The organism is Streptomyces sp. MspMP-M5 (assembly GCF_000373585.1).
Lineage (GTDB): Bacteria > Actinomycetota > Actinomycetes > Streptomycetales > Streptomycetaceae > Streptomyces.
This window is the reverse complement of the sequence record NZ_KB891962.1, coordinates 32,009-55,612: the sequence shown is the minus strand read 5'-3', so window position 1 is coordinate 55,612 and position 23,604 is coordinate 32,009. Positions and strand designations below refer to the sequence as shown.

Here is a 23,604-nt window from a genome sequence, read left to right as displayed (position 1 = left end):
GTGGGGTCGTCCCCTTCCTGTACGGAGTGCTCGACGAGGTGGTCGGCCCGGCCGAGCGGGTGGGATGATCACGGTGTGGGGACCGTCAACCGGCCCTGTGCGCGGCAGGGTGGCCGCACGGTTGCGCCGCCGGCTGCCCCGGCTCATGCGGAGGTCAACGTGGAACTGTCCGACCTGCGGATCTTCTTGGCCGTCGCGCGCACACACGGCATCACCAGAGCGGCTCGGGAACTGCACACCGTGCAGTCGAACGTCAGCGCCCGGATCCACGCGCTGGAGAAGGAACTCGGCGCTCCGCTGTTCCGCCGCCATGCCCGGGGGGTGGCGCTGACGCACGTGGGCGAGCGGCTGCTGCCGTACGCGGAACGCGTCAGCAGGCTGGTCGACGAGGCGCGGCAGGCCGTCGGCGACGAGACGGATCCGAGTGGACCGCTGCGGATCGGGGCCCTGGAAACCACGGCGGGCCTGCGTCTGCCCGGAGTGCTGGCCACCTTCGCCGAGGACTGTCCCCGCGTCGAGGTGTCGCTGGTCACCGGGCCGACCGAGCAGCTCGTACGGGACGTGCTGCGGTACCGTCTCGACGGCGCGCTGGTCAGCGGCCCGGTGCGGCAGCCCGGCGTGGTGGAGACGCCGGTGTTCGAGGAGCGCCTCGTCCTGCTCACGGCGCGCCGCGTCACCGACCTGGACTCGGTGCCTGCTGATCCCACGATCCTCGTCTTCCGCTCCGGTTGCTCCTATCGACGGCGTCTGGAGAGCGTCCTGCACGCGCGGGGCGCGGTCGGCGTTCGCTGTATGGAGCTGGGGACGCTGGACGGCATCCTCGGCTGCGTCGGGGCCGGGATGGGAATCAGTCTGCTGCCCGCTGCCGTGGTCGAGCGGCACGCCGCCCGCGAACAGGTCCGGGTGCACGAGCTGCCGGAGCAGGAGGCCCGCGCGCAGACCGTCTTCGTCCAGCGCGCCGACGCACCGCCGATGCCCGCCCTGACGCGGTTCCTCACGCATGCGCAGGCGGTGGATCCGGGGCCGCCCGTCCTGCGCATGGCCGGGGGTTCCACGGCGACGGACGGTTCGCCGATCCGGCGCGCCCGCTGACCAGTTGGCCCGTTGGCCCGTTGGCCATCGGAGAGTTCTCTTTCGGCGATGGCTCCCATCGCCATCAATCGTTGGATCGGAACTCTCGGCGAACCTACCGTTTTCCTGACGCCGCACCGCCCGCCGCTCAGCCGACGGACGCTGCCCCGGACCAAGGAGACTTCGCCATGCTGACCACGCGCCTCACCCACGCCTTCGGAATCGAGCACCCGGTCGTACTCGCCCCCATGGACGTCGTCTCCGGGGCCCGGCTCGCCATGGCGGTGACCGACGCCGGCGGACTCGGTCTCCTCGGCGGCGGCTACGGCGACGAGCGGTGGCTGAAGCGTGAGTTCGCCACGGCAGCCGGCACCCGCGTGGGGTGCGGCTTCATCACCTGGAGCCTGGCCCGCCGTCCCGGACTTCTCGACATCGCCCTGGAGCACCGGCCCGCCGCCGTGATGCTGTCCTTCGGCGATCCGGCACCGTTCGCCGACCGCATCCGCGCCGCCGGCGTACCGCTGATCTGCCAGGTCCACACGCTCGACCAGGCCCGGCAGGCCCTCGACGCCGGTGCGGACGTCGTCGTCGCGCAGGGCGGCGAGGCCGGCGGGCACGGAGCGGGCACCCGCTCGACGTTCACCCTCGTGCCGGACATCGCGGACCTGATCGCCGACCGCTCCCCCGGCACTCTTCTGCTGGGCGCCGGCGGGGTGGCGGACGGTCGCGGACTGGCCGCCGCACTCGCCCTCGGCGCGGACGGTGTCCTCGTCGGAACCCGGTTCTGGGCGACGGAGGAAGCGGACGCCTCCGCTCGCGCCCAGGCCCGGGCGGTGGCGGCCGACGGCGACGACACCCTGCGCACCACGGTCTACGACATAGTGCGCCGGTACGACTGGCCCGCGCCGTACGACGCGCGCCTGCTGCGCAACCAGTTCGTCGAGCGGTGGCACGGCCGGGAGAGCGAACTCGACGCCCATCTCACCGAGGTCGCCGCGGAGTTCACGGCCGCCCTCGCGGAGCAGGACTTCGACCTCGCGAACGTGATCGTCGGCGAGGGGGTCGGCCTGGTCCGGGAAATCCTGCCCGCGGGAGAGGTGGTGCGCCGGATGGCGCAGGACGCCGCCGCCCGCCTGGGCCGGTGGGCTCCGCGGACTGCGGCGCTCGGCGGCTGAGCCGGCGTTCTCGGGACACGGACCAGGGGGGCCGGCAACCCTCCGGTGGTCTGCGCATGCCGCGCCGGGGTGGTGGGGGCACCCTGGAGATATGGTCCGCGCCAATGAGGAGGTCGAGGCGCTGCTCCAGGAGTACGCCGACCTCATCGCGATCAGTGGTGGTGACGCCTTCAAGGCCCGGGCGTACGAGAAGGCCGCCCGGGCCATCGGTGGGCATCCCGCCGACGTCTCGAAGCTCGACGCGACGGGGCTGCGGGAGATCCCGCACGTCGGGGCGTCGATCGCGGAGAAGGTGGTGGAGTATCTGCACTCCGGCCGGGTGTCGGTGATCGAGGAGACCCGGGCGACGATCCCGGCGGGGGTCCGGGAGCTGATCACCATCCCGACCCTGGGGCCGAAGAAGGCCCTGGTGCTCTACGAGGACCTCGGCATCACCTCGGTGGACCAGCTGCTGGACGCCGTCCACGAGGAGCGGCTGCGGGATCTGAAGGGATTCGGCGAGAAGACCGAGGAGAACATCCTGCACGGGATCTCGCTGCTGCAGAAGGCGGGCGGCGGGCGCATCCTGATCAGCGCCGCGATGGACGTCGCCGAGCAGATCACCGGGGAGCTGTCCCGGGTCACCGGCTGTGAGCGGTGCACCTACGCCGGCTCGCTGCGCCGGATGCGGGAGACGATCGGGGACATCGACATCCTGGTGGCGGCGGAGCACTCCGCGCCGTTCATGGCGGCGCTGGCGGAACTCCCGTCCACCGCCGAGGTCATCGCGCACGGCGAGAAGAAGACCTCGGTCCGCACCACCAAGGGCCTCCAGGTCGATCTGCGGGTGCTGCCGCCGGCGTCCTGGGGCGCGGGCCTGCAGTACTTCACCGGGGCGAAGGCGCACAACATCCGCACCCGCGCGATCGCGGTACGGCACGGGCTCAAGCTGTCGGAATACGGGCTGTTCGACGCCGAGAGCGGGGAGTTGGTGACCTCGGAGACCGAGGAGGAGATCTACGCCCGGCTGGGGCTGCCGTGGATCGCGCCGCCGCTGCGTGAGGACCGGGGCGAGGTCGCCGCCGGGCTGCGCGGCGAACTGCCCGACCTGGTGGCCGAGGACGCCGTCCGGGGCGATCTGCACACCCACACCGACCTCACCGACGGGCTGTCCTCCCTGGAGGACATGGTCGTCGCGGCCGCCGCCCGGGGCTACAAGTACTACGCGGTCACCGACCACGCCCCCAACCTCTACATGCAGCGGATGACCGACGAGAAGATGCTGGCGCAGCGGGAGGAGGTGCACGCGCTGGACCGTAAACACCGCGGTATGCGGCTGCTGCACGGCACCGAACTCAACATCGGCCCGGACGGGGAGGTCGACTGGCCCGATGAATTCCTGGCGGAATTCGACCTCTGTGTGGCCTCGGTGCACTCGCACTTCAACCAGAGCCGGAAGGCGTTGACCCGCCGTCTCGTCCGCGCCTGCGAGAATCCGTACGTCGCGATCATCGGCCATCCCACCACCCGGCTGATCGGCAAACGCCCGGGAATCGACGCGGACTTCGACGAGGTCTTCGCGGCCTGCGCGCGGACCGGCACCGCACTGGAAATCAACGCCCATCCCGAGCGGCTGGACCTGTGCGACGAGGACATTCTGCGCGCCAAGCGCCACGGCGTGAAATTCGCGGTGAACTCCGACGCACACTCCACCACGCATCTGCCGTATATGCGGTACGGGGTGGGCACCGCGCAGCGCGGCTGGCTCACCGCGGACGACGTCATCAACACCTGGCCGCTCACCAAGCTCCGGCGTTTTCTGCGCGCCGGCCGCCGGGCATAGCGACCAACCCCGTCGGCTGGTGCGTCAGGCCGGCTCGGGGGCCGGCTGCCGGGCACGGGCCCGTCGGTGCACCCGGTCCAGCAGGGCGGCGGGGTCGGGCTCGGCCTGGAGGCCGCGGAGCAGCAGCAGCCACAGGTCGCCCAGGTGCCGCTCGATGTTCCGCCGCCCCTCCAGGGCGTCGGAGACGGTGTGCAGCCCGAAGAAGGCACAGACGACGCCGTGCGCGGTGGCGGCGGGCGCCACACCGACGGCGAGTTCGCCGTTGCGGTCGGCCTCCTCCAGCAGCTGGGTGACGGCCTCGATCCAGCCGAGGAACGGCGTCGGCAGCTGGGTCTCGATGGCCTTGCGCTCGGCCCAGAGGCGGGCCCCGGCCCGGACCACGATGTCGTCCCGGAACGCCCGCGCCACGTCGAAGCTCAGCCCGACGAGTTTCTCCAGTGCCGGCACTCCGGTCTGCCGGTAGCGGCCGATCAACTGCGGCCAGGTGACGAAGTGTTCCTCGACGATGGCGAGGGCGAGCTTCTCCTTGCTGGCGAAGTGGAAATAGATCGCGCCGCTGGTGCGGCCGGAATGAGAACTGATATCGCTGATGCTCGTCCCGGCATAGCCCCGTTCGTCGAACAGGGTCGCGGCCGCTTCCAGAAGGAACCTGCGGGTGGTCTTCGCCCGGCTCTGCACATGCACCTCGGATGTCGTCCTCGTGCCCTCGGCAGGAAATGTACCGCGCGCCCGGACCCCGCACATTCACAGGTGCGCGTGTTCGAGATTCGATATTCCCTGGTCATATGAGTACGTCACCTGTCGGCAGCGCCGGCGGCGGGCCCGGACCGCTGAGCTGGTCCCGCACCGTCGAGCGGGAGTTGGTGCACCGGACCTCCGTGGCGGAGGTCCTGCTCACGGATGTCCGGCGGACAGCCGCCCCGGACGTCTTCGAGGCGGCGGCGTGCTGGCCGCGCGCCCACACGACGTTCCCCCGCGACGGATCGCAGCGGCACAGTCCGCTGGTCCTGGTCGAGACCCTGCGCCAGCTCGGGCTGTATGTGCCGCTGCGGTTCCACGGGGTGCCCCCGGCACACCGGGCGATCATCACCGACCTGCACTTCCGCCTGGTGCCGGCGAGCGAGCCGGCGCCCGGGCCGGGCGCGACGGAGGTCAGTTGCCGTACCGAGGTCAACGGCGTCCGGCGGGCTCCGAACGGCTCCGTCACCGGCCTGCGCCTGTCCGCCGTCTTCGCCGCCCGCGGGGTGGTGTTCGGGTGGGGCGGCGGCGGCGTGCGGTTCGTGCACCGGGCGGGCTACGCCGCACTGCGGGCACGGGGCGCGGCCGACCCGGCGCCGCGTATGCCCCCGGCGGCGCACCGGCCGGACACCGCCGCACTGACGGTGAACCACCCCCAGGACGCGGTACTGGCCGAGGACGGGGAAGGGCTTCTGGTGGCACCGGCCGACCCCTTGCACCCGTTCCTCTTCGACCACCCCACCGACCACGTACCCGGGATGGTGCTGCTGGAGGCGGCCCGGCAGGCCGTCGCCTACCGCAGCGGGGGCGCACTGGCCCGGCCGTGCGCCGGGCGGCTGAGGGCGGTCCGGTTCACCGAACTCGCGCCGTCCGCGCGCGTCCTGTGCACCCGGCACCACGCGACCTGCGTGTTCCGCGTCGTCCAGGGCGGCACACCAACGGCCTACGGCACCCTCAGTTACGCACAGGGCGTAAAACGCGGACCTTCATCCAGCCACTGACCCCGTTGCGTGGCCCTCCGCGGCGTAGCGATCGCGGCAACGTAGTGATCGTCATGTTCCGGCGCCGGGCGCGGCCAGGCCCCCGGCCTCGGTTCCGATGATGGGTACGGCACCGGCGGATCACGCCAACTCCCTTGCAACACACGGGATTTGCTCTACCGGAGGCGGTCGCGGGGCCGCGCCCCGGGCGGGCGTCCCGGCCCGTGTGCCAGGCACCGCCGCCCCCCATCACGGCCCCCCGCGTTAGGGTGGACCCATGCTTTGACGCCTGCCCGCAGCCCGGGCACCCCCGCCTACTCCTTCGTTGCCGCATCACACGCCGAATCCGGCTCCGGATCCACGAAGGAGAGTTCCTCATGACCACGTCGACCCCGATCGACGTCCCCCAGGCGTTCGCCGCCTCCTACGGTGCGCACGGCGCCGCGGAGCGCGCCTGGCTCGCCCGACTGCCCGCGCTCGGCGCGGAGTTCCTCGACCGCTGGGCGCTGCGGCCGGACGGCCCCGCCCGCTACGGCATGGCCTCGCTCGTGCTGCCGGTACGGCGGCCGGACGGTACGCCGGCCGCGCTCAAGCTCCAGCAGGCGCGGGAGGAGACCGAGGGCGCCGCGATCGGCCTGCGGACCTGGGGCGGCAACGGCATCGTGCGGCTGCTCGACCACGACGAGGCGAGCGCCACCCTGCTGTTGGAGCGGCTGGACGCCGCCCGGCCGCTGTCCGCGGTGCCCGACGACACCGAGGCGCTGCTGATCCTGGCCGGGCTGATGGCACGGCTGGTGGCGGTACCGGCCCCGCCGGGGCTGCGGCGGCTCGCGGACGTCGCCGCCGCCATGCTCGACCAGGCCCCGCGGGCCGTCGGCGCGCTGCACGACCCGGCCGAACGGGAACTGGTGCGCTGCTGCGCGTCCGTCGTGGCCGGTCTGCTCGGTGAGAGCGGGGACCGCCTGCTCCACTGGGACCTGCACTACGACAACGTACTGGCCGGCGAGCGGGAGCCCTGGCTGGCCATCGATCCGGAGCCGCTGGCCGGCGACCCCGGTTTCGAGTTGATGCCCGCCCTGCGCAACCGGTGGGACGAGATGGTGGCCACCGGTGATGTGCGGCGAGCGGTGCTGCGCCGCTTCGACCTGCTGACGGAGGTGGTCGGCCTGGACCGCGAACGGGCCGCAGGCTGGACGCTCGGCCGGGTGCTGCAGAACGCCCTGTGGGAGATCGAGGACGGCGAGTCCGCGCTCGAATCCGACCAAGTGGCCATCGCCACCGCCCTGTTGGAGCACCGGATGTGAGGCCCGTCGACCGGGTCTGAGGTCTCTTGAGGGAGCGTGCGGCCCTCGGGCCGTCGTGCGGCGCCGTGTTCCGTGATGCGGGCGGCGTCTGCCATGCTGCCGGGCGGGGTGCCTCCCCGCCCGGCGGGGGCACCGTAGGTGTCCGGCCGACGAAGGGGGCAGCACGTGCACGACACGGACGTCACAGGCGCCACGGACGACCGGGGAACCGGCCTGCCGCACGACGGCGCCGCGCGGATCGCGCTCACCGACACCGCCGCCGCGCTGCTGCGCACGCTGCGCGAGCGGCACGGGCCACTGATGTTCCACCAGTCCGGCGGCTGCTGCGACGGCAGTGCGCCGATGTGCTACCCGGCCGGGGAGTTCCGTACCGGCGGGTCGGACGTGCGGCTGGGGCGGCTGGCGGTGGCGGGCGTGCCCGAGACGGTGGACTTCTGGATGTCGGGCGAGCAGTTCGCCCGCTGGCGGCACACCCATCTGACAGTGGACGTCGTACCGGGGCGGGGCAGCGGCTTCTCGCTGGAGGCGCCGGAGGGGGTGCGCTTTCTGATCCGCTCGCGGCTCTTCACGGACGAGGAGCGGGCGCGGCTCGACGGATAAGGCCCCGGGTCGGCGGGAGCCGGGAGCAAAGGCTCCGGCGGAAACGGTGAGACCCCGCGCACGGGGGAAAGCGCGGGGTCTCACCGGGCCCAACGGGCCGGCGGCGGCCGGAGTTCCCGCCCGGTGAAGATTCGCGGAAGAGTGCGGAAAAATTCCGTACGGGCGGGACCCCGGGCCTCCGGGCGGGCGGCGGGGCGGTTACGGCTCGTCCTGGACCAGGCGCTCCAGCATGTCCTGGAACTCCACGTCGACCACCACCCGAAGGCCGTCGCCGTCCGGTTCGCTCAGTGGTGTCATCCGTCCGCGCCGCCACCAGTACACCCGGGGGCTGATCGCGCCCGCCGCGTCCTCATGGCCGGCCGCGGCGAACTGCGCCATCGCCTGGAGCGCCGGGATGACCTGGGCGTCGTGGATGCGGTGGAACGCCAGCTGGTGGCGGAAGGGCAGGGCGACCAGGGCGCCGTCGGGGGTGAGGGCGGTGCCCATCAGGCGCTCGACCAGGTCGTCGAGGACCAGTACCCGGCTCGCGGTGAAGAAGGAGTCCCCCAGCAGCACCTCGAACGCGGAGCCGTCGCCGCGCCGCACCGTCTCGTGCCCCTCGACGGGCAGCGCGCGGAGGTTGTTCATGGCGCGGATCCGCAGCTCCGCGACGTCCCCGAGGTCGGTGAGGGAGTCCTCGCTGAGCATCTGGACGGCCTCGGGCAGATCGAGGGCGAGCACCTCGCACAGGCCGGGCGCCGGCTCGTGGCCGTAGTGGAAGGAGTCGGAGGCGGGCAGGGTCTCCTGGGCGACGATCCGGGGATAGAGACAGGCCCGGATCTCGTCGTGGGAGAGGATCTCCAGCGGCTGCGGGCCGTCCATGGTGCGCAGCACCTTGCCGACGTGGTCGCGGACGAGCCCCGGCCAGCAGCGCTCGCCGCGGCGGTCACGATGGCAGACGGCGGCCAGATTGCCCAGGCCGAACTGACGGCCGGCGGAGTCGGTGACCACGCCGGCGTAGACGGTGACCTCCAGGCCGCGCTCGGCGAACGCCTGCCGGACCTCGGATCTGAAGAAGCGGCCTTCCCGCTCCGAGAAGAAGCCGAACTCCTCGTCGCGTGCGAGCTCGCGGGGATCCCGCTTCGGTCCTCGGCGGAACAGACCCATCTCTTCCTCCCGGCTGCGGCCGGCCGCATCGGCCTTGAATGCGCCGATGGTAACGGGTGCCTCCGTCAGCGGGGTCGCCCCGCGGCCGGGGACGGGGACGCGGGGCGACCGTGGGGACGGTGAGCGGAGGGGAGACGGAAGGGAATACAGAAGGGAATGCGGAGCCGGACGAGCGGGTGGTCCTAGCCGATGTTGACGTCGATGCAGGCGTAGAAGGCGTTGGCGGTGTCGGCGATGTTCCAGACCGCGAGGATCTTCTGCTTGCCCTTGATGTCGCCGAAGTCCACGGTGTGGGAGACCTCGGCCGGAGGCTGGGCGCCGTGGCCGTCGATCTCGGCGACCTTCCGGCCGTTGGCGAAGTACTGCCAGTTGCTGGTGGCGTGACGGGCCGTGAACCGCCAGGTGAAGGTCTGGCTGCTGTTGACCGGGGTGACCTGCCACGGCTTGGAGTCGTCGTCCAGATCGGCGAACTGGCTGTTGCCGCCGCTGCAGCTGGTCAGCCCCTTGGGCCCTTCGACGCTCTGCGGCTCCCACTTGATGGGGCCGCAGTCGACGGTGCCGGCGGCGCACTGGGCCTGCCGACTGGGCGGCGAGGAGACATAGCCGTGGGCGCTGGCCGGGCCGGCCGGCAGGGTGACGACGAGGAGGGGGGCGATGCCGGCGCCTATGGCGAGGGCCAGCCTTCTTTTCTTGTCCATGTCAACCCTTTCGCGTAGGGGGGTGGTTGACGTGAAGACGTGCCGAGCGATTGGTCCAGACTTAATGCTCTGACCGCGTACGGTCAAGAGGTCGTACATGCTCGCCACGCGCCCCACCCACCGCACTGGAGACCCGGACCACCAGTTCCGGCGCGAGGCGGACGGTGCGCACCGGGCGGCGGGGGCCGGGGACCGGGGCCGTGGCGGGGCGACGGGCGAGCAACCGGGCGGCTTCGGCGGCGAGTTCGGCCACCGGCTGGCGCACCGTCGTCAGCGCCGGATCGGCGAGACCGGCCAGCGGGATGTCGTCGAAGCCGGTGACCGCGACCTCGCCGGGGACGTCGGCGCCCAGCTGGCGCAGGCGCTGCAGGGCGCCGGCCGCGATCAGGTCGTTGGCGCAGATCACGGCGTCCGGCCGGGCCGGCCAGATGCGGTCCACGGCAGCCCGGCCCCACTCCACGGAGAAGTCGCCGAGCACCGTGCGTGCGGGCGCGGCCGGGTCGAGGGCGGCCGCCCCCGCGGCGTAGGCCGTGCGCCGCTCGACCGCCGCGGAGGCGGTGCCGGCGGCGCCGATGAAGCACGGGCGGCGGCGGCCGGTGGCGGCGAGGTGGTCCAGGACGAGGGCCATCCCGGCGGCGTTGTCGACCGCGACCGAGTCGGCGACGCCGGGGCCGCAGCCGCGGTCCAGCAGCACCAGCGGCACCTGTGCCGCGGCGGCGGCCACCGCGTCCCGGCTGCGCCGCTCGTCCACCGGGATCAGCAGCAGGGCGTCCACCCGGCGGCCCAGCAGGGCGGCGATCCGGGCGGCCTCGGTCTCCGGGTCGTCGTCGCAGTCGGCGAGCAGGACGGCCCGGCCCTCGGCGTGCAGGACGTGCTCCAACTCCCGGACCAGGGAGGGGAAGAAGGGGTTGGTGATCTGCGGGAGGACCAGGCCGACGGTGCCGGTGCAGCGGCTGCGCAGCGCGCGGGCGACCTCGTTGGGGCGGTAGCCCAGACGGTCGGCCGCCTCGCGCACGGCGCGGGCCGTCTCGGCGCCGACCGGGCGGGTGCCGGCCAGCACGCGGGAGACGGTGGCGACGGAGCAGCCCGCCGCGTGCGCGACGTCCCGCAAGGTCACTTCGGCCACGACGGCGTGCCCTTCCACTTCGGGACGGCGGCCGTGCGAACGGCGCCGTCCCGGACGATGGCGGCAAACGTTATCACCGCCCGTGCACAGGCGTACCAGCTCCGTACGGCTCGATACCAGTGGGTAGCCGGGTCACCTGCCTCACACTTCGTTGACGTTTCATTGACATCTCCGCGGCGTATGAGCGAAATTTCCGGAGAACGTTTTCCCGAGGTAGCTGCCTGCTGCGGCGCGCCCCAGAGATCGAGTTCACCCCGCTTCACCGTTCCGCAGAGCAAAGGGGCTCGCCCGTTGGCCAGAAAGATCATCCTCGACTGCGACCCGGGGCATGACGACGCGATCGCCATGCTCCTGGCCCACGGCAATCCCGACGTCGAACTGGTCGCCGTGACGACCGTGGTCGGCAACCAGACGCTGGAGAAGGTGACCCGCAACGCGCTGTCGGTGGCGGCGATCGCCGGGATCACCGGTGTGCCGTTCGCCGCGGGCAACCCGCGTCCGCTGGTCCGGTCCATCGAGACCGCCCCCGACATCCACGGCGAGACCGGCCTCGACGGGCCCGAACTGCCCGAGCCGGCCTTCGAGCTGGACCGCCGGCACGCCGTCGACCTCATCATCGACACCGTGATGTCGCACGAGCCGGGCGAGATCACCATCGTCCCCACCGCCGGGCTGACCAACATCGCGATGGCCGTGCGCAAGGAGCCCCGGATCGCCGAGCGGGTGCGCGAGGTCGTCCTGATGGGCGGCGGCTACCACGAGGGCAACTGGAGCGCGGTCGCCGAGTTCAACATCATCATCGACCCCGAGGCCGCGCACATCGTCTTCAACGAGAAGTGGCCGGTCACCATGGTCGGTCTGGACCTCACCCACCAGGCGCTGGCCACCCCCGAGGTCGAGGCGCGGATCGCCGCGCTGGGCACCGCACCGTCCCGGTTCGTGCTGGAGCTGCTGGACTTCTTCCGCGAGGCGTACCGCGAGAACCAGGGCTTCGACCACCCGCCGGTGCACGACCCGTGCGCGGTGGCGTACGTCATCGACCCGGACGTGATGACCGTCCGCAAGGCGCCGGTCGACATCGAGCTGCGCGGCGCGCTGACCCTGGGCATGACCGTCACCGACTTCCGGGCGCCGGCGCCGGCCGACTGCCACACCCAGGTCGCGGTCAAGCTGGACCACGAGCGGTTCTGGAACCTCGTCGTGGACGCCCTGGAGCGGATCGGCGAAGGCCGGGCATGAACCTCTCCACCGCACCACGTACCACCGAGGTCTCCGGCGTCGGGTCCGGCGTCCGGATCGGCGTACTGGTCACCGCGCTGCTGGCGGCCTGCTTCGCCTTCCAGCTGAACGCCAGCATGCTCAGCCCGGCGCTGAAGAGCATCGAGGACTCGCTCGGTGCCAGCTCCGCCGAAGTGGGCATGACGCAGACCGCGTTCTTCACCTCCGCCGCGCTGTTCTCACTCTTCCTGCCCCGGCTGGGCGACGTCCTCGGCCGGCGCCGGGTGCTGGCCGGCATGCTGGCCCTGATGGCCGTCGGGTGTGTGGTCGCCGCGCTGGCGACGAGCGTCCCGATGCTGTTCGCCGGGCGGATCATCCAGGGCGTGAGCGGGCCGGTCGTCCCGCTGTGCCTGATCATGCTGCGGGTCGAGGTCAAGGAGCCCAAGAAGTACGGCACGCTGCTGGGCGTGATCACCGCCGTCAACGGCGGTATCGCCGGCATCGACTCGCTGGCCGGCGGCTACCTCGCCGACCACCACGGCTTCGAGTCGGTCTTCTGGGCGATGGCGGTCGTGGCGGCCGTGGCGACCGCCCTGGTGGCCACCCTGACCCCGGAGTCCAAGGCCGCGGCCGCGTCCCGGATGGACTGGCCCGGCGCGGCACTGCTGGTCGTCTCGGTCGGCGCGCTGCTGATCGCCCTGAACGAGGCCGGCAAGCTGGCCGCCGCCGACTGGACGATGATCGCCGTACTGGTGGTGCTGGCCGCCGTCGCGTTCGCGCTGTTCTGGCGGACCGAGAACCGCAGCGGGCACCCGCTGGTCGCCACCCGGCACCTCAAGCAGCGCGCCACCTGGTCGCTGCTGTTGACCACGGTGCTGACGATGACCGGTGTGTTCGCGGTGATGAACGGCCTGATCCCGGCCTTCGCCCAGGACGCACAGGCCGGTCTGGGGATGTCCGCTGAGCAGTCCGCCTGGTGGACGCTGTCGCCGTACGCGCTCGCCGGGCTGGCGATGGGCCCGGTGGCCGGCCGGCTGGCCGCGACCTTCGGCTACGGCCGGATCCTGCGGCTGGGCCTCTTCGGCTCCGTGGGGTCGGTGGTGCTGATGCTGCTGACGATGCACAGCCAGTCGCATGTGCTGCTGCTGGTGACCTCGCTGCTGGTGGGCATCACCTACGCGGGCGTGGCCAACATCGTCCTCAACGGGCTGGGCATCGTCCTCTCCCCCGGCGAGAACCCCGGCTTCCTGCCGGGTCTGAACGCGGGCGCCTTCAACCTCGGCGCGGGGCTGAGCTTCGCTGCGCTGTACGCGGTGAAGACCGCGCTGACGCCCGCCGACCCGGCCTCGGCCGGCGGCTACACCGCTGGCATGATCGCCGGTGTGGTCATCCTGGCGCTGGCCATCGCGACGTCGTTCCTGATCCCGAAGCCGGTGGCGGCCGAGGCCAACGGCTGACGACCGACGGCACGGGCCCTACGACGCGACCGCCCGCCGCACCCGGACCCCGGGGCGGCGGGCGGTCGCGTCGTACGAGCGGCGCGGTCCCTCCCTGTTCATTCCTGTCCATCCCGTCCCGCCCTGTTGTCAGGGCCAGGGGAAAAGGGAGACTGGAAAGGGAGGCAACGGAGGCAGCAATGGTCATGGAACACGGTATGGACAAGACCGGTCCCGCCCGGGACGACATGATGAAGAAGCAGCTTCGGGGCCAGATGTCGCTGGACCGCTCCCTGCGCACGGACGAGAGCCGCGAGCTGGAGCCGGCCGGCGAGGACCAGCCGGTGGCGGCCCCCTCTCCGGAGAGCGTCTATCGGGGCGGCACCCCGCACGGTATGTCCGAGCGCGATGTCGGCCTGCGCTCCGAGCTGGCCCAGTACCTCGGGCGCAGCGTCTATCCGGCCGAGCGCGGCGACATCATCCGCACCCTGCGCGGCAACCACGCCCCGGACCGCCTGGTCACGATGGCCGAGCAGTTGCCCGCCCACCACCGCTACGGAAACGTGCAGGGCATCGCCGAGTCGCTCGGGCTGGGAACCGAGGACCGGCGCTCCTGAGGCCGAGCGGCGCTCACCGGCGGACAATGGCCATGACGGAGCGCACCCACCGACCCCGCACGGAGGCGAAAAGGAGGGCGGCAATGTCCGACGACGCCATGGGCGACGAGGTCTACCAGCCGCCCAGATCTGCCCCCGAGGACAACCCCAACGACCTCGACATGGAGGACGCCCTCGACGAGCCCGGGCTCGACGAGACGCTGGACACCGGCTACTCGCCGCCGGAGCGCCCGTTCGTGGTGAACCACGACGGGACCACCGCGCAGGAGCAGCACGACCGCGAGTCGCTGGCCCACCGGCTCTCGATCGAGCTGCCGGACGTGTGCGCGCGGGACGGCGACGGCATCGGCGATCTGCCGGACGGCGAGGGCGAGCCCTACGACGACCAGGTCGGCGACGAGCGCGCCGGGCGGATCGTCAGCCACGACGAGGGCTTCTGGCGCGGCGGCGGCAGCAACGACATCACCGCCCGCGACGTCGGCATCGACGGCGGCGCCGCGTCCGCCGAGGAGGCGGCGGTGCACATCGCCCACGACGTGGGCGGGTCGGTCGAAGGTGAGTTGTAGGGCCTGACCGAGGGGCGGGGCTGAGCCGGGCGTCCCCGGTGGCGGGCGGGGCACCCGCCCGCCCCGCCACCCGGGGACGCGGGGTGTTCAGGCCGCCAGTACAGGCAGCGGCTTCTCGTACAGCCAGGTGTGCAGCAGCGGCCGAGCCCGGGGGCCGGCGCAGCGTTCGGCGTGGGCGAGGAAGGCCCCGGTGTCGGCGCTGGCGCCGCGGTGTGCGCTGTGCCAGCTGCGGAGCACGGCGAAGAACCGCTGGTCGCCGACGGCGCGGCGGAGCGCGTGCAGGGCGCAGGCACCGCGGACGTAGACCCGGTCGTCGAAGATCCGGCGCTGGCCGGGGTCGGCGATCCGCAGGTCCTGGGGGCGGTCGCGCAGCGTGCGCCATTCCCGGCGGGCGATCTCGTCGGCGGTGTCCTCGCCGATGTGCTCGGACCACAGCCACTCCGCGTAGGTGGCGAAGCCCTCGTTGAGCCAGATGTCGCGCCAGTCGCGCAGGCTGACGCTGTTGCCGTACCACTGGTGGGCGATCTCGTGCGCGACCAGGGTCTCCGCGCCGCGCTGGCCGTCGATGTGGTTGCTGCCGAACACCGACCGGGTCTGGTTCTCGACCGGGGCGGCGAGTTCGGCGTCGACGACCACCGCGCCGTACGCCTCGAACGGGTAGCGGCCGAAGTGGTCGCTGAACGCCCGGAGCATGTCCGGCTGACGGGCCAGGTCGTACGCCGCCTGCTCGGCCAGCCGCGCGGGATAGGAGTTGTGCAGCGTGATCGCCGGGTGGTCCGGGCCGAGGCGGGCGGTGCCGCTGTCGTGCCGGAACCGCCCGGTGTAGAGCGCGGCGAGGTACGGCGCCATGGGGCCGGGGTGGTGGTAGGTCCAGCACTCGTGCGGCCCGCTGCGGCGGCGTTCGAGCAGGGTGCCGTTGGCGAGGGCGTGCTGGCCGTGCGGGACGCTGATCCGGAAGGTGAAGGCCGCCTTGTCGTCGGGACGGTCGTTGCAGGGGAACCACGACGGGGCGCCGAGCGGCTGGGAGGCGACCAGGGTCCCGCCGTGCGAGTCGCCGGTGCGGTCCCAGCCGATCGGGCCGAACGGCGAGCGGACCGGGCGGGGCCGGCCGCGGTAGCCGATGTCCATGGTGAAGCGGGCGCCGGTGGCCAGCGGGTAGGGGGCCGCCAGGTAGAGCTTCCCGTTCTGCTGGCGGGTGCGGACCCGGGTCCCGTCGATGTGGGCGGTGTGCACGGTCAGACGGGAGAGGTCCAACTCGACCCGGTCCAGGGGCCCGTTGGCCACCGCCTCGATGCGGGCCCGCCCCTGGAGGCCGCCGTCGGACGGGCGGTAGGTCAGGTGCAGGTCGTAGGAGACGGTGTCGTGGGCGTAGGTGCCGTGCCGCGGGAAGTAGCGCTCGGAGAGCGACCAGGCGAGGCCGTCCGCGGCCGTCGCGGCGAGCGGGAGCAGGGCGGCGCCCCGGAGGAGCGCGCGCCTGCTGCAGCGGGTCACGCGGCCGCCCCGCCTTCCGCGCGGGCCGCGGTGGGGCGGGCCGGGCGTTCGCCGGCGATCGGGTTGCCGGCCCAGCGGGTGTGGGCGGGCACGCTCTCGCCGCGCATGACCAGGGACGACGGTGCGATCGAGGCGCGCGCCCCGACGTCGGTGCCGGGGAGCACGATGCCGTGCGGGCCGAGCGAGGAGCCCTCGGCGAGGCGGACGGTGTCCAGGCGCATGATCCGGTCGTGGAAGAGGTGGGTCTGCAGGACGCAGCCGCGGTTGACGCTGACGCCGTCGGCGAGGGTGATCAGGTCGGTCTCCGGCAGCCAGTAGCTCTCCAGCCAGACCCCGCGCCCGATCTTGGCGCCGAGGGTGCGCAGCCACCAGTTGAGCACCGGGGTGCCGGTGAAGGCGCCGGCCATCGAGGGCACGGCGAGCGACTCGACGAAGGTGTCGTAGAGCTCGTTGCGCCACACGAACGAGGACCACAGCGGATGCTCGCCGGCGGTGAACCGGCCGACCAGCGTCCACTTCGCGGCGGTGGTGACGAGCAGCGCCAGCAGGCCCGCGACCAGCAGCAGCGGGGCGCCGATCAGCGCCGCGAGGCCGAGGCCGCCGTGGGTGAAGGCGTCCTGTTCGGTGAGGAACACGCCCTCGGCGAGGGCCACTGCGCACATCAGGGGCAGCACCCGGCACATTTCCACGGCGGCGCGGGCCAGGACCAGCCGGCGCGGCGGTGCGAAGGTCCGGGCCGGGTCGGCCTGGGCCGCCACCCGGGGCAGCGGCATGGCCGGGCGGCCCAGCCAGGACATCCCCGGTTCGCCGTCGGCGGGCGCGTTGGAGAGCACGCCGACCAGGCTGTGGTCGGGGACGTCGTGGCCGGGGTCGACGATGCCGGAGTTGCCGACGAAGGCCCGGCGGCCGATCCGGACGGTGCCCAGCCGCAGCCATCCGCCGCGGAGTTCGAAGGGGGCGACGAGGGTGTCGTCGGCGAGGAAGGCGCCGTCCTCGACGTGCAGCAGGGAGGGCAGCGGCAGCACGGTGGAGATCTCGGCGTGCTTGCCGACCTTGGCGCCGAGCAGCCGCAGCCAGTGCGGGGTGCCGAGGCTGGCGTAGAGCGGGAAGAGGCTGCCGCGGGCGCCGTCCAGGAGGCGGGTCACCAGCCAGGCGCGCCAGGCGACGCCGCCGCCGGCCGGGTGCAGGCCGGGCTTGATGCCGCGGCCGAGGAGCCGCACCACGCCGGCGGTCACCAGGATCGAGCAGCCGGTGGTGAGGACCGTGAAGACCGGTGCGGCCACCAGCAGGCGCACCGCGGCGGTGCCCAGGGTGCCGCTGTCGCGGAGCAGGAAGTACGCGCCGACCAGTGCGGGGGCGCCGGACAGCAGGGCCAGCAGCGGCAGGCCGAGCAGGGCGAGCGCGTAGGCGACGGTCCAGCGGCGCGAGCGGTGCCGCCGGGGCGCGGGCCAGGCGGCGCCGGCCATCCGCTCGGCGGCGCCGGCGGGGCGAGCCGGGGAGCCGGTCCAGCAGGCGCCGTCGGGGATCTCGCCGTTCAGGCAGCCGCCGGCGGCGAGTTCGGCGTCCCGGCCGACGACGGCGCCGGGCATCAGCATGCTGCGGTGGGCGACCCGGGCCCCGGCGCCGATCCGGACCGTGCCGATGTGCAGGGTGTCGCCGTCGAGCCACCAGCCGGAGATGTCGGCCTCGGGTTCGACGCTGCAGCCGTCGCCGAGTTCGGCGAGGCCGGTGACCGGCGGCATGGTGTGCAGTGCCACGTCGCGGCCGGTGGCGCAGCCCAGCGTCCGGGCGTAGAGCCGCGCCCAGGGTGTGCCGAGCAGGGACGGGACGCCGAAGGCGGCGACCACGCGTTCGGCGGTCCACAGGCGCAGGTGGGTGGCGCCGCCGCGCGGATAGGCGCCGGGGCGGAGGGAGCCGGCGAGTGTCCGGGCGGCGAGGGCGCCGAGGGCGCAGCGCATCGGGGCGCTGTAGAGCACCACCCAGCCGACGATGATCAGCCACCAGGCGGTGTGCGGGGCCCAGACCTGCGGGGCGAGCCAGCCGAGGATGTTGTCCGCGAGCGCGAGACCGACGAGTCCGCGCAGCCCGGCGATGCCGTACAGGCCGGTCTGGACGAGGAGTTGGACGACGGCGGTGCGGCGCGGGACGGGGCGGACCGGGCGGACCTCGTCCACCGGGCCGCCGAGCGAGTCGAGGTGCTCGGCCATGTCGCGCAGCACCGGGTGGCGGTAGAGGTCGGCGACCGAGACGCCGGGGTGGTGGGCGCGGAGCCGGGAGGCCATCCGGGCGGCGACGAGGCTGGTGCCGCCGAGGGCGACGAAGTCGCTGTCCGGGCCGGGGCGGACGCCGAGGAGGTCGGTCCAGATCTCGGCGAGGCGGGCGGCGGTGCCGTGCAGGGCCGCGGCCGGGTCGTCGGTGCCGGCCGCGAGCGGGGCGGCCGGCAGCGGCCAGGGCAGCGCCTTGCGGTCGACCTTGCCGGAGGTCCGGGTGGGCAGGCTCTCGACCTCGGCCAGGACGGGCACCAGTTGGGCCGGCAGCCGTTCCTGGAGCAGGGCGCGGGCCTTGTCCTGCTGGAAGCCGGAGCCGTCGGCGGTTGGCCGGTCGGGGACGACGTAGCCGACCAGGACCTGGGTGCCGGCCGGGGTGGTCTGGACGGCCGCGGCGGCGCCGCGGACGCCGGGCAGCGCGGCCAGCGCGGCGTCGATCTCGCCCAGCTCGATCCGGCGGCCGCCGAGTTTGATCTGGTCGTCGGCGCGTCCGACGAAGAGCAGGCCCTCGGGTTCGGCGCGGACCAGGTCGCCGGTGCGGTAGGCGCGGTCGGTGTCCAGCACGTCGTCGGGCCGGAAGCGCTCGGCGTCCTTGACCGGGTCGAGGTAGCGGGCGATGCCCACGCCGCCGATCAGCAGCTCGCCCTCCGCTCCGTACGGCACCGGCCGCCCGGCCCCATCGACGACGGCGAGCTGCCAGCCCTCCAGGGGCAGGCCGATGCGGACCGGCTCGCCCGGCAGGAGGCGGGCGGCGCAGGCGACGACGGTGGTCTCGGTGGGGCCGTAGGTGTTCCACATCTCGCGGCCGGGGCCGGCGAAGCGGTCGACGAGCCCGGCGGGGCAGGACTCGCCGCCGACGATCAGCAGCCGGACCCGACGCATCGCCTCGTCCGGCCAGAGCGCGGCGAGGGTGGGCACGGTGGAGACCACGGTGATGCCGCGCTCGACCAGCCACGGGCCGAGTTCATGGCCGGCCCGGACCAGCGAGCGGGGCGCGGGCACCAGGCAGGCGCCGTGCCGCCAGGCGAGCCACATCTCCTCGCAGGAGGCGTCGAAGGCGACGGACAGCCCGGCCAGCACCCGGTCGCCGGGGCCCAGCGGCCGGTCCTGGCAGAACAGTCCGGCCTCGGCGTCGACGAAGGCGGCGGCGGAGCGGTGGCTGACCGCGACACCCTTGGGCGCGCCGGTCGAGCCGGAGGTGAAGATGATCCAGGCGTCGTCCCGGAGGCCCGGGGCGCGCGCGGCCCCGGCGGGCCGGGCCAGGCCGGGCGGCGGGCCGGCCGGGCCGAGGACGGCGCAGACGGCGGCCTCGCGGAAGACGGTGGCGGCCCGCTCGTCGGGGTCGTCGGCGTCGACCGGAACGTAGGCCGCTCCGCTGCGCAGGACGGCGAGGATGGACAGGTACAGCTCGGCGGTCCCCGAAGGCACACGGACTCCGACCCGGTCGCCGGGACCGATGCCGCGGTCCCTGAGCTGCCGTGCGCGGCGTTCGGCCTCGGTGCACAGGTCGCGGTAGGTGAGCACTTCGGAGCCCGTGTCCAGGGCGATCGCCTGGGGATGTGCGGCGGCGGTGGCATCGAGCACGTCGAGCAGGGTTCGCGGGGCCGGGGTGCCGGCGGTGCGGTAGACGGCCGGTGAGGGCACGGATTCTGACGGCTCGAAGGACGATTCGAGAAGGGGCGACGACATCGATATGCCTCTGTTGTTCGGTGCCGGTGGGTTGGAAACCCTCGGACGTTCGCCACTAGAGATGCCGCCGCCCGGGCACCGGTTCGCGGCTCGGGTTCCCCGTTCCCCCAATCGAACGTGTTGTGAAAGGGGGAGCCGGGCGCTTGGGCAGGCAGCGTCCGGAATCCGGCACCGGCACCTGACCATGCCATGGGGAAGAATTGACCGCTGCCGGGGATTGTTTTCGGCACCACTCTCCCGACCCTCAAAACCGCAGGTCAGAGCCTTGCAGTCGAACGGTTACGGGGCACCCGGTCAAGTCTTGATCAAGGATTGCGCAACTGAGCAAGTCTTCATCGAATTCTCACGGCCGTCTCATCGACCCGTCATGACGCCGCCATACCCTCATCACGCCGCCCCCACACCTTTTTTGACGCCCCGTGCGCCCCGCGGGATGCCCGGCGCACGCTACTTGAGAATGTTGACCGCACGGGCCACCACCAGAACGACCGTCAGCAGCGAGACCGCCGACTGCAACAGCATCAGCAACTTCGCCCAACGGGTCAGCGGCATCACGTCGGTGGGACTGAAGGCGGTGGCGTTGGTGAACGACAGATACAGGTAGTCGGCGAACTGCGGCTCCCAGTGCTCCGCGGCCAGCTCCGGCGTCGCCATCTGCGGGAAGAGGAAGTCCGGGTAGCGGTGCACGGCGTGGACCCGGGCGACCGGGCCGCCGCGGTCCCACTCCCAGTACCACAGCGCGAAGACGATGACATTGGTGGCCCAGATGCCGCCGCCGGTCGCCAGCAGCGGCCCGGCGTCCTCGCCCTCCGTACCGCGCACCAGGCCGATCACCAGATGCACCGCGGACCAGCCGTTCGCCGCGCTGATCATCGCGATCAGCACCAGCCCCGCCCACCGGTAGAGCCGGGAGACCCGCTCGATGCGGAACGGATCGGCCACCACCAGCACCAGCACCAGCGCGGTCTCCAGCCCCGGCAGCAGCCACGCCGGATGGATCGTCAGCCGCGCCGGCAGCAGCCCCTGCAGCGCCGCCGCCACCAGCACCGCGAGGGTCGACGGCCAGCGGGGCTCGCCGCGGGTCACCCGCCGCCAGGCCGGCCGCAGCCGCCGCCCGGCCTCCTCCACCCCCGCCATGGCGGGCGCCAGGAGTGCCTCGATGCGGTCCAGGCGCTCGGCTTCGGAGCCGGCACGGCCCGTCTCGCCAGGCTCGGGGTCGTGGGACATGCGCCTCATGCTCACCCGAGGCCCGGGACGGTGTCCAGCGCCGCACCCCGGACCAGCGGGGCGGAGCCGCCCGGCATCAAGAATCGGTCAAGACTTGCACGCATACGCAAGTAAGGGGCTACACTCCTGGAGGTTCGACGCAGCGATCACCTCGTTCGGTGAGGCGTCGCCACGGACACCGGCCACTGATCCCACCCGTCGAGAGACGCTCCGGATCAGGACAGGTCTCCCCGGCACAAGGGGTGACCCCAGGTGGCTGCCCGCACGGGGCTACGCCGTGACGTGCCAAAGCTCTGACGAGTATGGGGTGAGCCGGTCGACGGCGACCGGTCCGCTCCTTTCCGGATCGACGACGGCGCCCCGGGCACACCCCGGCCGGAAGGAGGCGAGAGACATGGATTGCAGTGATCCGGGTCGTCATCGGCCCCGCTTCCGCCCGCCCTCGCACCCTTCCGGCACACGGTAACCGCCCTCCCAGCGCGGCCACCCCGCCGCACCGCGCCCCCGTACGGCCGCCCGCCGTCACGGGTCACCGTGCTGCGCGTCCGCGCAGGGAGGTCGGGGCAGGGCGGTCGGCGCAGGGCGGTCGGCACAGGGCCCCCTGGGCCGGCAAGTCGCCCTGTGCCACTGCCCGTTCGTCCGCACCGACGTCCCCCTCTCCCGTCCCCCTCCCCCGTCTCCGAGGAGGTGCTCCCATGCACACCCTGACCGTCGTCGACTTCCTGGTCCGGCTCGCCACCGGCGTGGCCTGCGGAGCGCTCATCGGTGTCGAGCGCCAGTGGCGCGCCCGGATGGCCGGGCTGCGCACCAACGCCCTCGTCGCCACCGGCGCCACCCTCTTCGTCCTCTACAGCACCGCCGTCGGGGACTCCGGCAGCCCCACCCGGGTCGCCTCCTACGTCGTCTCCGGCATCGGCTTCCTCGGCGGCGGGGTGATCCTCCGGGACGGGGCGGGAGTCCGCGGGCTGAACACCGCCGCCACGCTGTGGTGCTCGGCGGCGGCCGGCGTCCTGGCCGCCTCCGGACGACTCGAACTCGCCGTCCTCGGCACCCTCGCCGTACTCGCCGTCCACCTCGTGCTCCGCCCGGCCGGGCGGCTGCTCGACCGGGCCCCGGCCGCCGGCTCCGACCCGGACGCGGCGGTGCACGCCACCGTGCACGTGGTCTGCGAGCGCCGGGCGGAGACCCACATCCGCGCCCTCCTGCTCCAGGCGCTCACCGCCTCCGGACTGACACCCGTCAGCCTGCGGGCCCGCCGGGACGCCGAGGACACCACCGGCATCCGCGCCGCGGTCACCGTCTCCGGCACCCCCGCCCAGGCCCTGGAGCAGGTCATCGCCCGGCTCTCCCTGGAACCGGACGTCCGCGACCTCCACTGGCACCTCGACGAGCCCGAACTCCCCACGGAACAAGGCGCACTGGCCTGATCCGCCCCCCCGCCCCCAACTCCCTTCGGCGAAAGCTCCTTTACGGCCCCCGAAGGTGCGATAAAGACCCTTTATCGGTGGACGACCCGGAACGCGCCGACGACTACGTCGACATGGCGTTCACCGCGGCGGCCGGGCCGGGCCGGCCGTGCTGCTGGCGCCGAAGGACGTTCTCGGGCGAGCACCGGCCGAGCCGCAGGCGCCGGTGGCCGGCGGACGGCCCGACTGGACCGGGTGCCGCCGGACCGGCCGTGCCCGGACTCGTCCGCGGTGCGCGAGGCGGCCGAACTGCCGGCCCGGGGACAACGGCCGATCGTGACCGCCGGCGTCGGAGTACCCGGTTCCGACGCGTGCGCGCAGCTCGCGGCCGTGCAACAGACGGCAGCCCTCCCGGTCTTCACCACGCCGATGGGCAAGGGCGCAGGTGGCCGAGGACCATCCGCCACCTCGGCGACTACCGCCTCGCCCTGCTGCTGCCCTGGCCGTCAGCCCTCCTCGGCCTCCCGGCCGCCTTCCGCATGCGGGAAACCCACGCTCAACCCCTGCCCCAGGAGACCACACCCACCCCGCACGACTCCCAGCCACACCACACACCCTCGGAGGCTTCCTGACGAGCCATCAGTCACTCGCCGCCCGCAACTGCAGACACCCGGCGAACGACACCCGGGAAGGTCTCTGCGGGCACTTCAGGATGGCGTCAACACAGAGAGCAGAGACGGGAATCAATTGACCAGCAAGTGCGACTTCAGAGCGCCCGAGAGGGAAATCGTGACGTCAAGCCGTCCAGCGGACGGGCTCGCGCGGCCGGCACCACTGAAGGGCCACGATCGCCCGCGGAGGGATCTGCAGGGCACCTAGAGGGAACTGACTGGGCGTCAGGAAGTCAGCAACGAGCCAGCAAGATGTGATCCGCAAGGCGTGATCAGAACCGACCAGAGGTGAGCGAACCTGCAACCTGACGTGAACCGGGGTTAACCCTTGACCTGGCAACACGCCGGCCACGAGG

The 23,604-nt window shown here is 72.9% G+C and carries 18 protein-coding genes and 1 riboswitch; of the genes, 11 read left to right on the top strand and 7 right to left on the bottom strand.

All coding sequences use genetic code 11. The features are described 5' to 3' along the window. Positions 1–159 precede the first annotated feature (159 nt). From B073_RS0137515 to polX, 3 genes are all read left to right on the top strand, one after another. On the top strand, positions 160–1,092 hold the full coding sequence (locus B073_RS0137515) for a LysR family transcriptional regulator (protein ID WP_018543196.1): 933 nt from the start codon (positions 160–162) through the stop codon (positions 1,090–1,092). Positions 1,093–1,259: 167 nt separating this feature from the next. Next, positions 1,260–2,246, top strand: coding sequence for an NAD(P)H-dependent flavin oxidoreductase (locus B073_RS0137510; protein ID WP_018543195.1), 987 nt, complete (start codon positions 1,260–1,262; stop codon positions 2,244–2,246). Positions 2,247–2,337: 91 nt separating this feature from the next. Next, positions 2,338–4,068 carry a DNA polymerase/3'-5' exonuclease PolX gene (gene polX, locus B073_RS0137505; protein ID WP_018543194.1) on the top strand — a complete coding sequence of 577 codons (1,731 nt, stop codon included), beginning with the start codon at positions 2,338–2,340 and terminating at the stop codon, positions 4,066–4,068. 24 nt (positions 4,069–4,092) lie between these two features. Here the strand turns inward: polX and B073_RS42495 are convergent, their stop codons facing one another. Continuing rightward, positions 4,093–4,746, bottom strand: a complete 654-nt coding sequence (locus tag B073_RS42495; RefSeq protein WP_037814184.1) for a ScbR family autoregulator-binding transcription factor — start codon at positions 4,744–4,746, stop codon at positions 4,093–4,095. 107 nt (positions 4,747–4,853) lie between these two features. On the opposite strand from B073_RS42495, the gene B073_RS0137495 reads away from it, so the two are divergent. The 3 genes from B073_RS0137495 (at position 4,854) to B073_RS0137485 (ending at position 7,690) form a co-directional block, all read left to right on the top strand. Beyond that, positions 4,854–5,807 carry a ScbA/BarX family gamma-butyrolactone biosynthesis protein gene (locus B073_RS0137495; protein ID WP_018543192.1) on the top strand — a complete coding sequence of 318 codons (954 nt, stop codon included), beginning with the start codon at positions 4,854–4,856 and terminating at the stop codon, positions 5,805–5,807. A gap of 356 nt (positions 5,808–6,163) precedes the next feature. Continuing rightward, positions 6,164–7,090, top strand: coding sequence for an aminoglycoside phosphotransferase family protein (locus tag B073_RS0137490; RefSeq protein ID WP_018543191.1), 927 nt, complete (start codon positions 6,164–6,166; stop codon positions 7,088–7,090). Between the two features lie 213 nt (positions 7,091–7,303). Continuing rightward, on the top strand, positions 7,304–7,690 hold the full coding sequence (locus B073_RS0137485; protein ID WP_026248097.1) for a DUF779 domain-containing protein: 387 nt from the start codon (positions 7,304–7,306) through the stop codon (positions 7,688–7,690). Positions 7,691–7,888: 198 nt separating this feature from the next. Here the strand turns inward: B073_RS0137485 and B073_RS0137480 are convergent, their stop codons facing one another. The 3 genes from B073_RS0137480 to B073_RS0137470 form a co-directional block, all read right to left on the bottom strand. Then, a complete protein-coding gene (locus tag B073_RS0137480) occupies positions 7,889–8,836 on the bottom strand; it encodes a hypothetical protein (RefSeq protein ID WP_018543189.1) in 948 nt (315 codons plus the stop codon). A gap of 182 nt (positions 8,837–9,018) precedes the next feature. Then, positions 9,019–9,534, bottom strand: coding sequence for a lytic polysaccharide monooxygenase auxiliary activity family 9 protein (locus B073_RS0137475; protein ID WP_018543188.1), 516 nt, complete (start codon positions 9,532–9,534; stop codon positions 9,019–9,021). Positions 9,535–9,595: 61 nt separating this feature from the next. Further along, positions 9,596–10,660 (bottom strand): LacI family DNA-binding transcriptional regulator, encoded by a 1,065-nt coding sequence (locus tag B073_RS0137470; protein ID WP_018543187.1) that lies wholly within the window; start codon positions 10,658–10,660, stop codon positions 9,596–9,598. A gap of 291 nt (positions 10,661–10,951) precedes the next feature. On the opposite strand from B073_RS0137470, the gene B073_RS0137465 reads away from it, so the two are divergent. The 4 genes from B073_RS0137465 to B073_RS0137450 all read left to right on the top strand — a co-directional run bounded on the left by B073_RS0137465 (position 10,952) and on the right by B073_RS0137450 (position 14,497). Then, positions 10,952–11,899 (top strand): nucleoside hydrolase, encoded by a 948-nt coding sequence (locus tag B073_RS0137465; protein WP_018543186.1) that lies wholly within the window; start codon positions 10,952–10,954, stop codon positions 11,897–11,899. Next, positions 11,896–13,335: an MFS transporter gene (locus tag B073_RS0137460; RefSeq protein WP_018543185.1), complete on the top strand. Its 1,440-nt coding sequence runs from the start codon at positions 11,896–11,898 to the stop codon at positions 13,333–13,335. Before B073_RS0137465 ends, B073_RS0137460 begins: the two co-directional genes overlap by 4 nt. 179 nt (positions 13,336–13,514) lie before the next feature. Next, complete coding sequence (locus tag B073_RS0137455) at positions 13,515–13,931, top strand: DUF2795 domain-containing protein (RefSeq protein WP_018543184.1); 417 nt, start codon at positions 13,515–13,517, stop codon at positions 13,929–13,931. Positions 13,932–14,014: 83 nt separating this feature from the next. Continuing rightward, positions 14,015–14,497 carry a DUF5709 domain-containing protein gene (locus B073_RS0137450; protein WP_018543183.1) on the top strand — a complete coding sequence of 161 codons (483 nt, stop codon included), beginning with the start codon at positions 14,015–14,017 and terminating at the stop codon, positions 14,495–14,497. A gap of 87 nt (positions 14,498–14,584) precedes the next feature. Here B073_RS0137450 and B073_RS0137445 read toward each other — a convergent pair whose 3' ends face one another. The 3 genes from B073_RS0137445 to B073_RS0137435 form a co-directional block, all read right to left on the bottom strand. Next, positions 14,585–15,988: a M1 family metallopeptidase gene (locus B073_RS0137445; protein WP_018543182.1), complete on the bottom strand. Its 1,404-nt coding sequence runs from the start codon at positions 15,986–15,988 to the stop codon at positions 14,585–14,587. Beyond that, positions 15,985–19,944: an epsilon-poly-L-lysine synthase Pls gene (pls, locus tag B073_RS42490; protein ID WP_018543181.1), complete on the bottom strand. Its 3,960-nt coding sequence runs from the start codon at positions 19,942–19,944 to the stop codon at positions 15,985–15,987. Before pls ends, B073_RS0137445 begins: the two co-directional genes overlap by 4 nt. A gap of 447 nt (positions 19,945–20,391) precedes the next feature. Beyond that, positions 20,392–21,171, bottom strand: a complete 780-nt coding sequence (locus B073_RS0137435) for a hypothetical protein (protein ID WP_018543180.1) — start codon at positions 21,169–21,171, stop codon at positions 20,392–20,394. Between the two features lie 143 nt (positions 21,172–21,314). Beyond that, positions 21,315–21,485, top strand: a riboswitch (M-box (ykoK) riboswitch). A 381-nt stretch (positions 21,486–21,866) separates the two neighbouring features. Between B073_RS0137435 and B073_RS0137430 the strand changes: the two genes are divergently transcribed. Continuing rightward, positions 21,867–22,598, top strand: a complete 732-nt coding sequence (locus tag B073_RS0137430; protein ID WP_018543179.1) for an MgtC/SapB family protein — start codon at positions 21,867–21,869, stop codon at positions 22,596–22,598. Positions 22,599–23,604 lie beyond the last annotated feature (1,006 nt).

Excerpts from the sequence above, each read along its gene's own strand:
- B073_RS0137510 (WP_018543195.1), top strand. The coding sequence starts at position 1,260 with ATGCTGACCACGCGCCTCACCCACGCCTTCGGAATCGAGCACCCGGTC.
- polX (WP_018543194.1), top strand. The coding sequence starts at position 2,338 with ATGGTCCGCGCCAATGAGGAGGTCGAGGCGCTGCTCCAGGAGTACGCC.
- B073_RS0137495 (WP_018543192.1), top strand. The coding sequence starts at position 4,854 with ATGAGTACGTCACCTGTCGGCAGCGCCGGCGGCGGGCCCGGACCGCTG.
- B073_RS0137490 (WP_018543191.1), top strand. The coding sequence starts at position 6,164 with ATGACCACGTCGACCCCGATCGACGTCCCCCAGGCGTTCGCCGCCTCC.
- B073_RS0137480 (WP_018543189.1), bottom strand. The coding sequence starts at position 8,836 with ATGGGTCTGTTCCGCCGAGGACCGAAGCGGGATCCCCGCGAGCTCGCA.
- B073_RS0137475 (WP_018543188.1), bottom strand. The coding sequence starts at position 9,534 with ATGGACAAGAAAAGAAGGCTGGCCCTCGCCATAGGCGCCGGCATCGCC.
- B073_RS0137460 (WP_018543185.1), top strand. The coding sequence starts at position 11,896 with ATGAACCTCTCCACCGCACCACGTACCACCGAGGTCTCCGGCGTCGGG.
- B073_RS0137455 (WP_018543184.1), top strand. The coding sequence starts at position 13,515 with ATGGTCATGGAACACGGTATGGACAAGACCGGTCCCGCCCGGGACGAC.
- B073_RS0137450 (WP_018543183.1), top strand. The coding sequence starts at position 14,015 with ATGTCCGACGACGCCATGGGCGACGAGGTCTACCAGCCGCCCAGATCT.
- pls (WP_018543181.1), bottom strand. The coding sequence starts at position 19,944 with ATGTCGTCGCCCCTTCTCGAATCGTCCTTCGAGCCGTCAGAATCCGTG.
- B073_RS0137435 (WP_018543180.1), bottom strand. The coding sequence starts at position 21,171 with ATGTCCCACGACCCCGAGCCTGGCGAGACGGGCCGTGCCGGCTCCGAA.
- B073_RS0137430 (WP_018543179.1), top strand. The coding sequence starts at position 21,867 with ATGCACACCCTGACCGTCGTCGACTTCCTGGTCCGGCTCGCCACCGGC.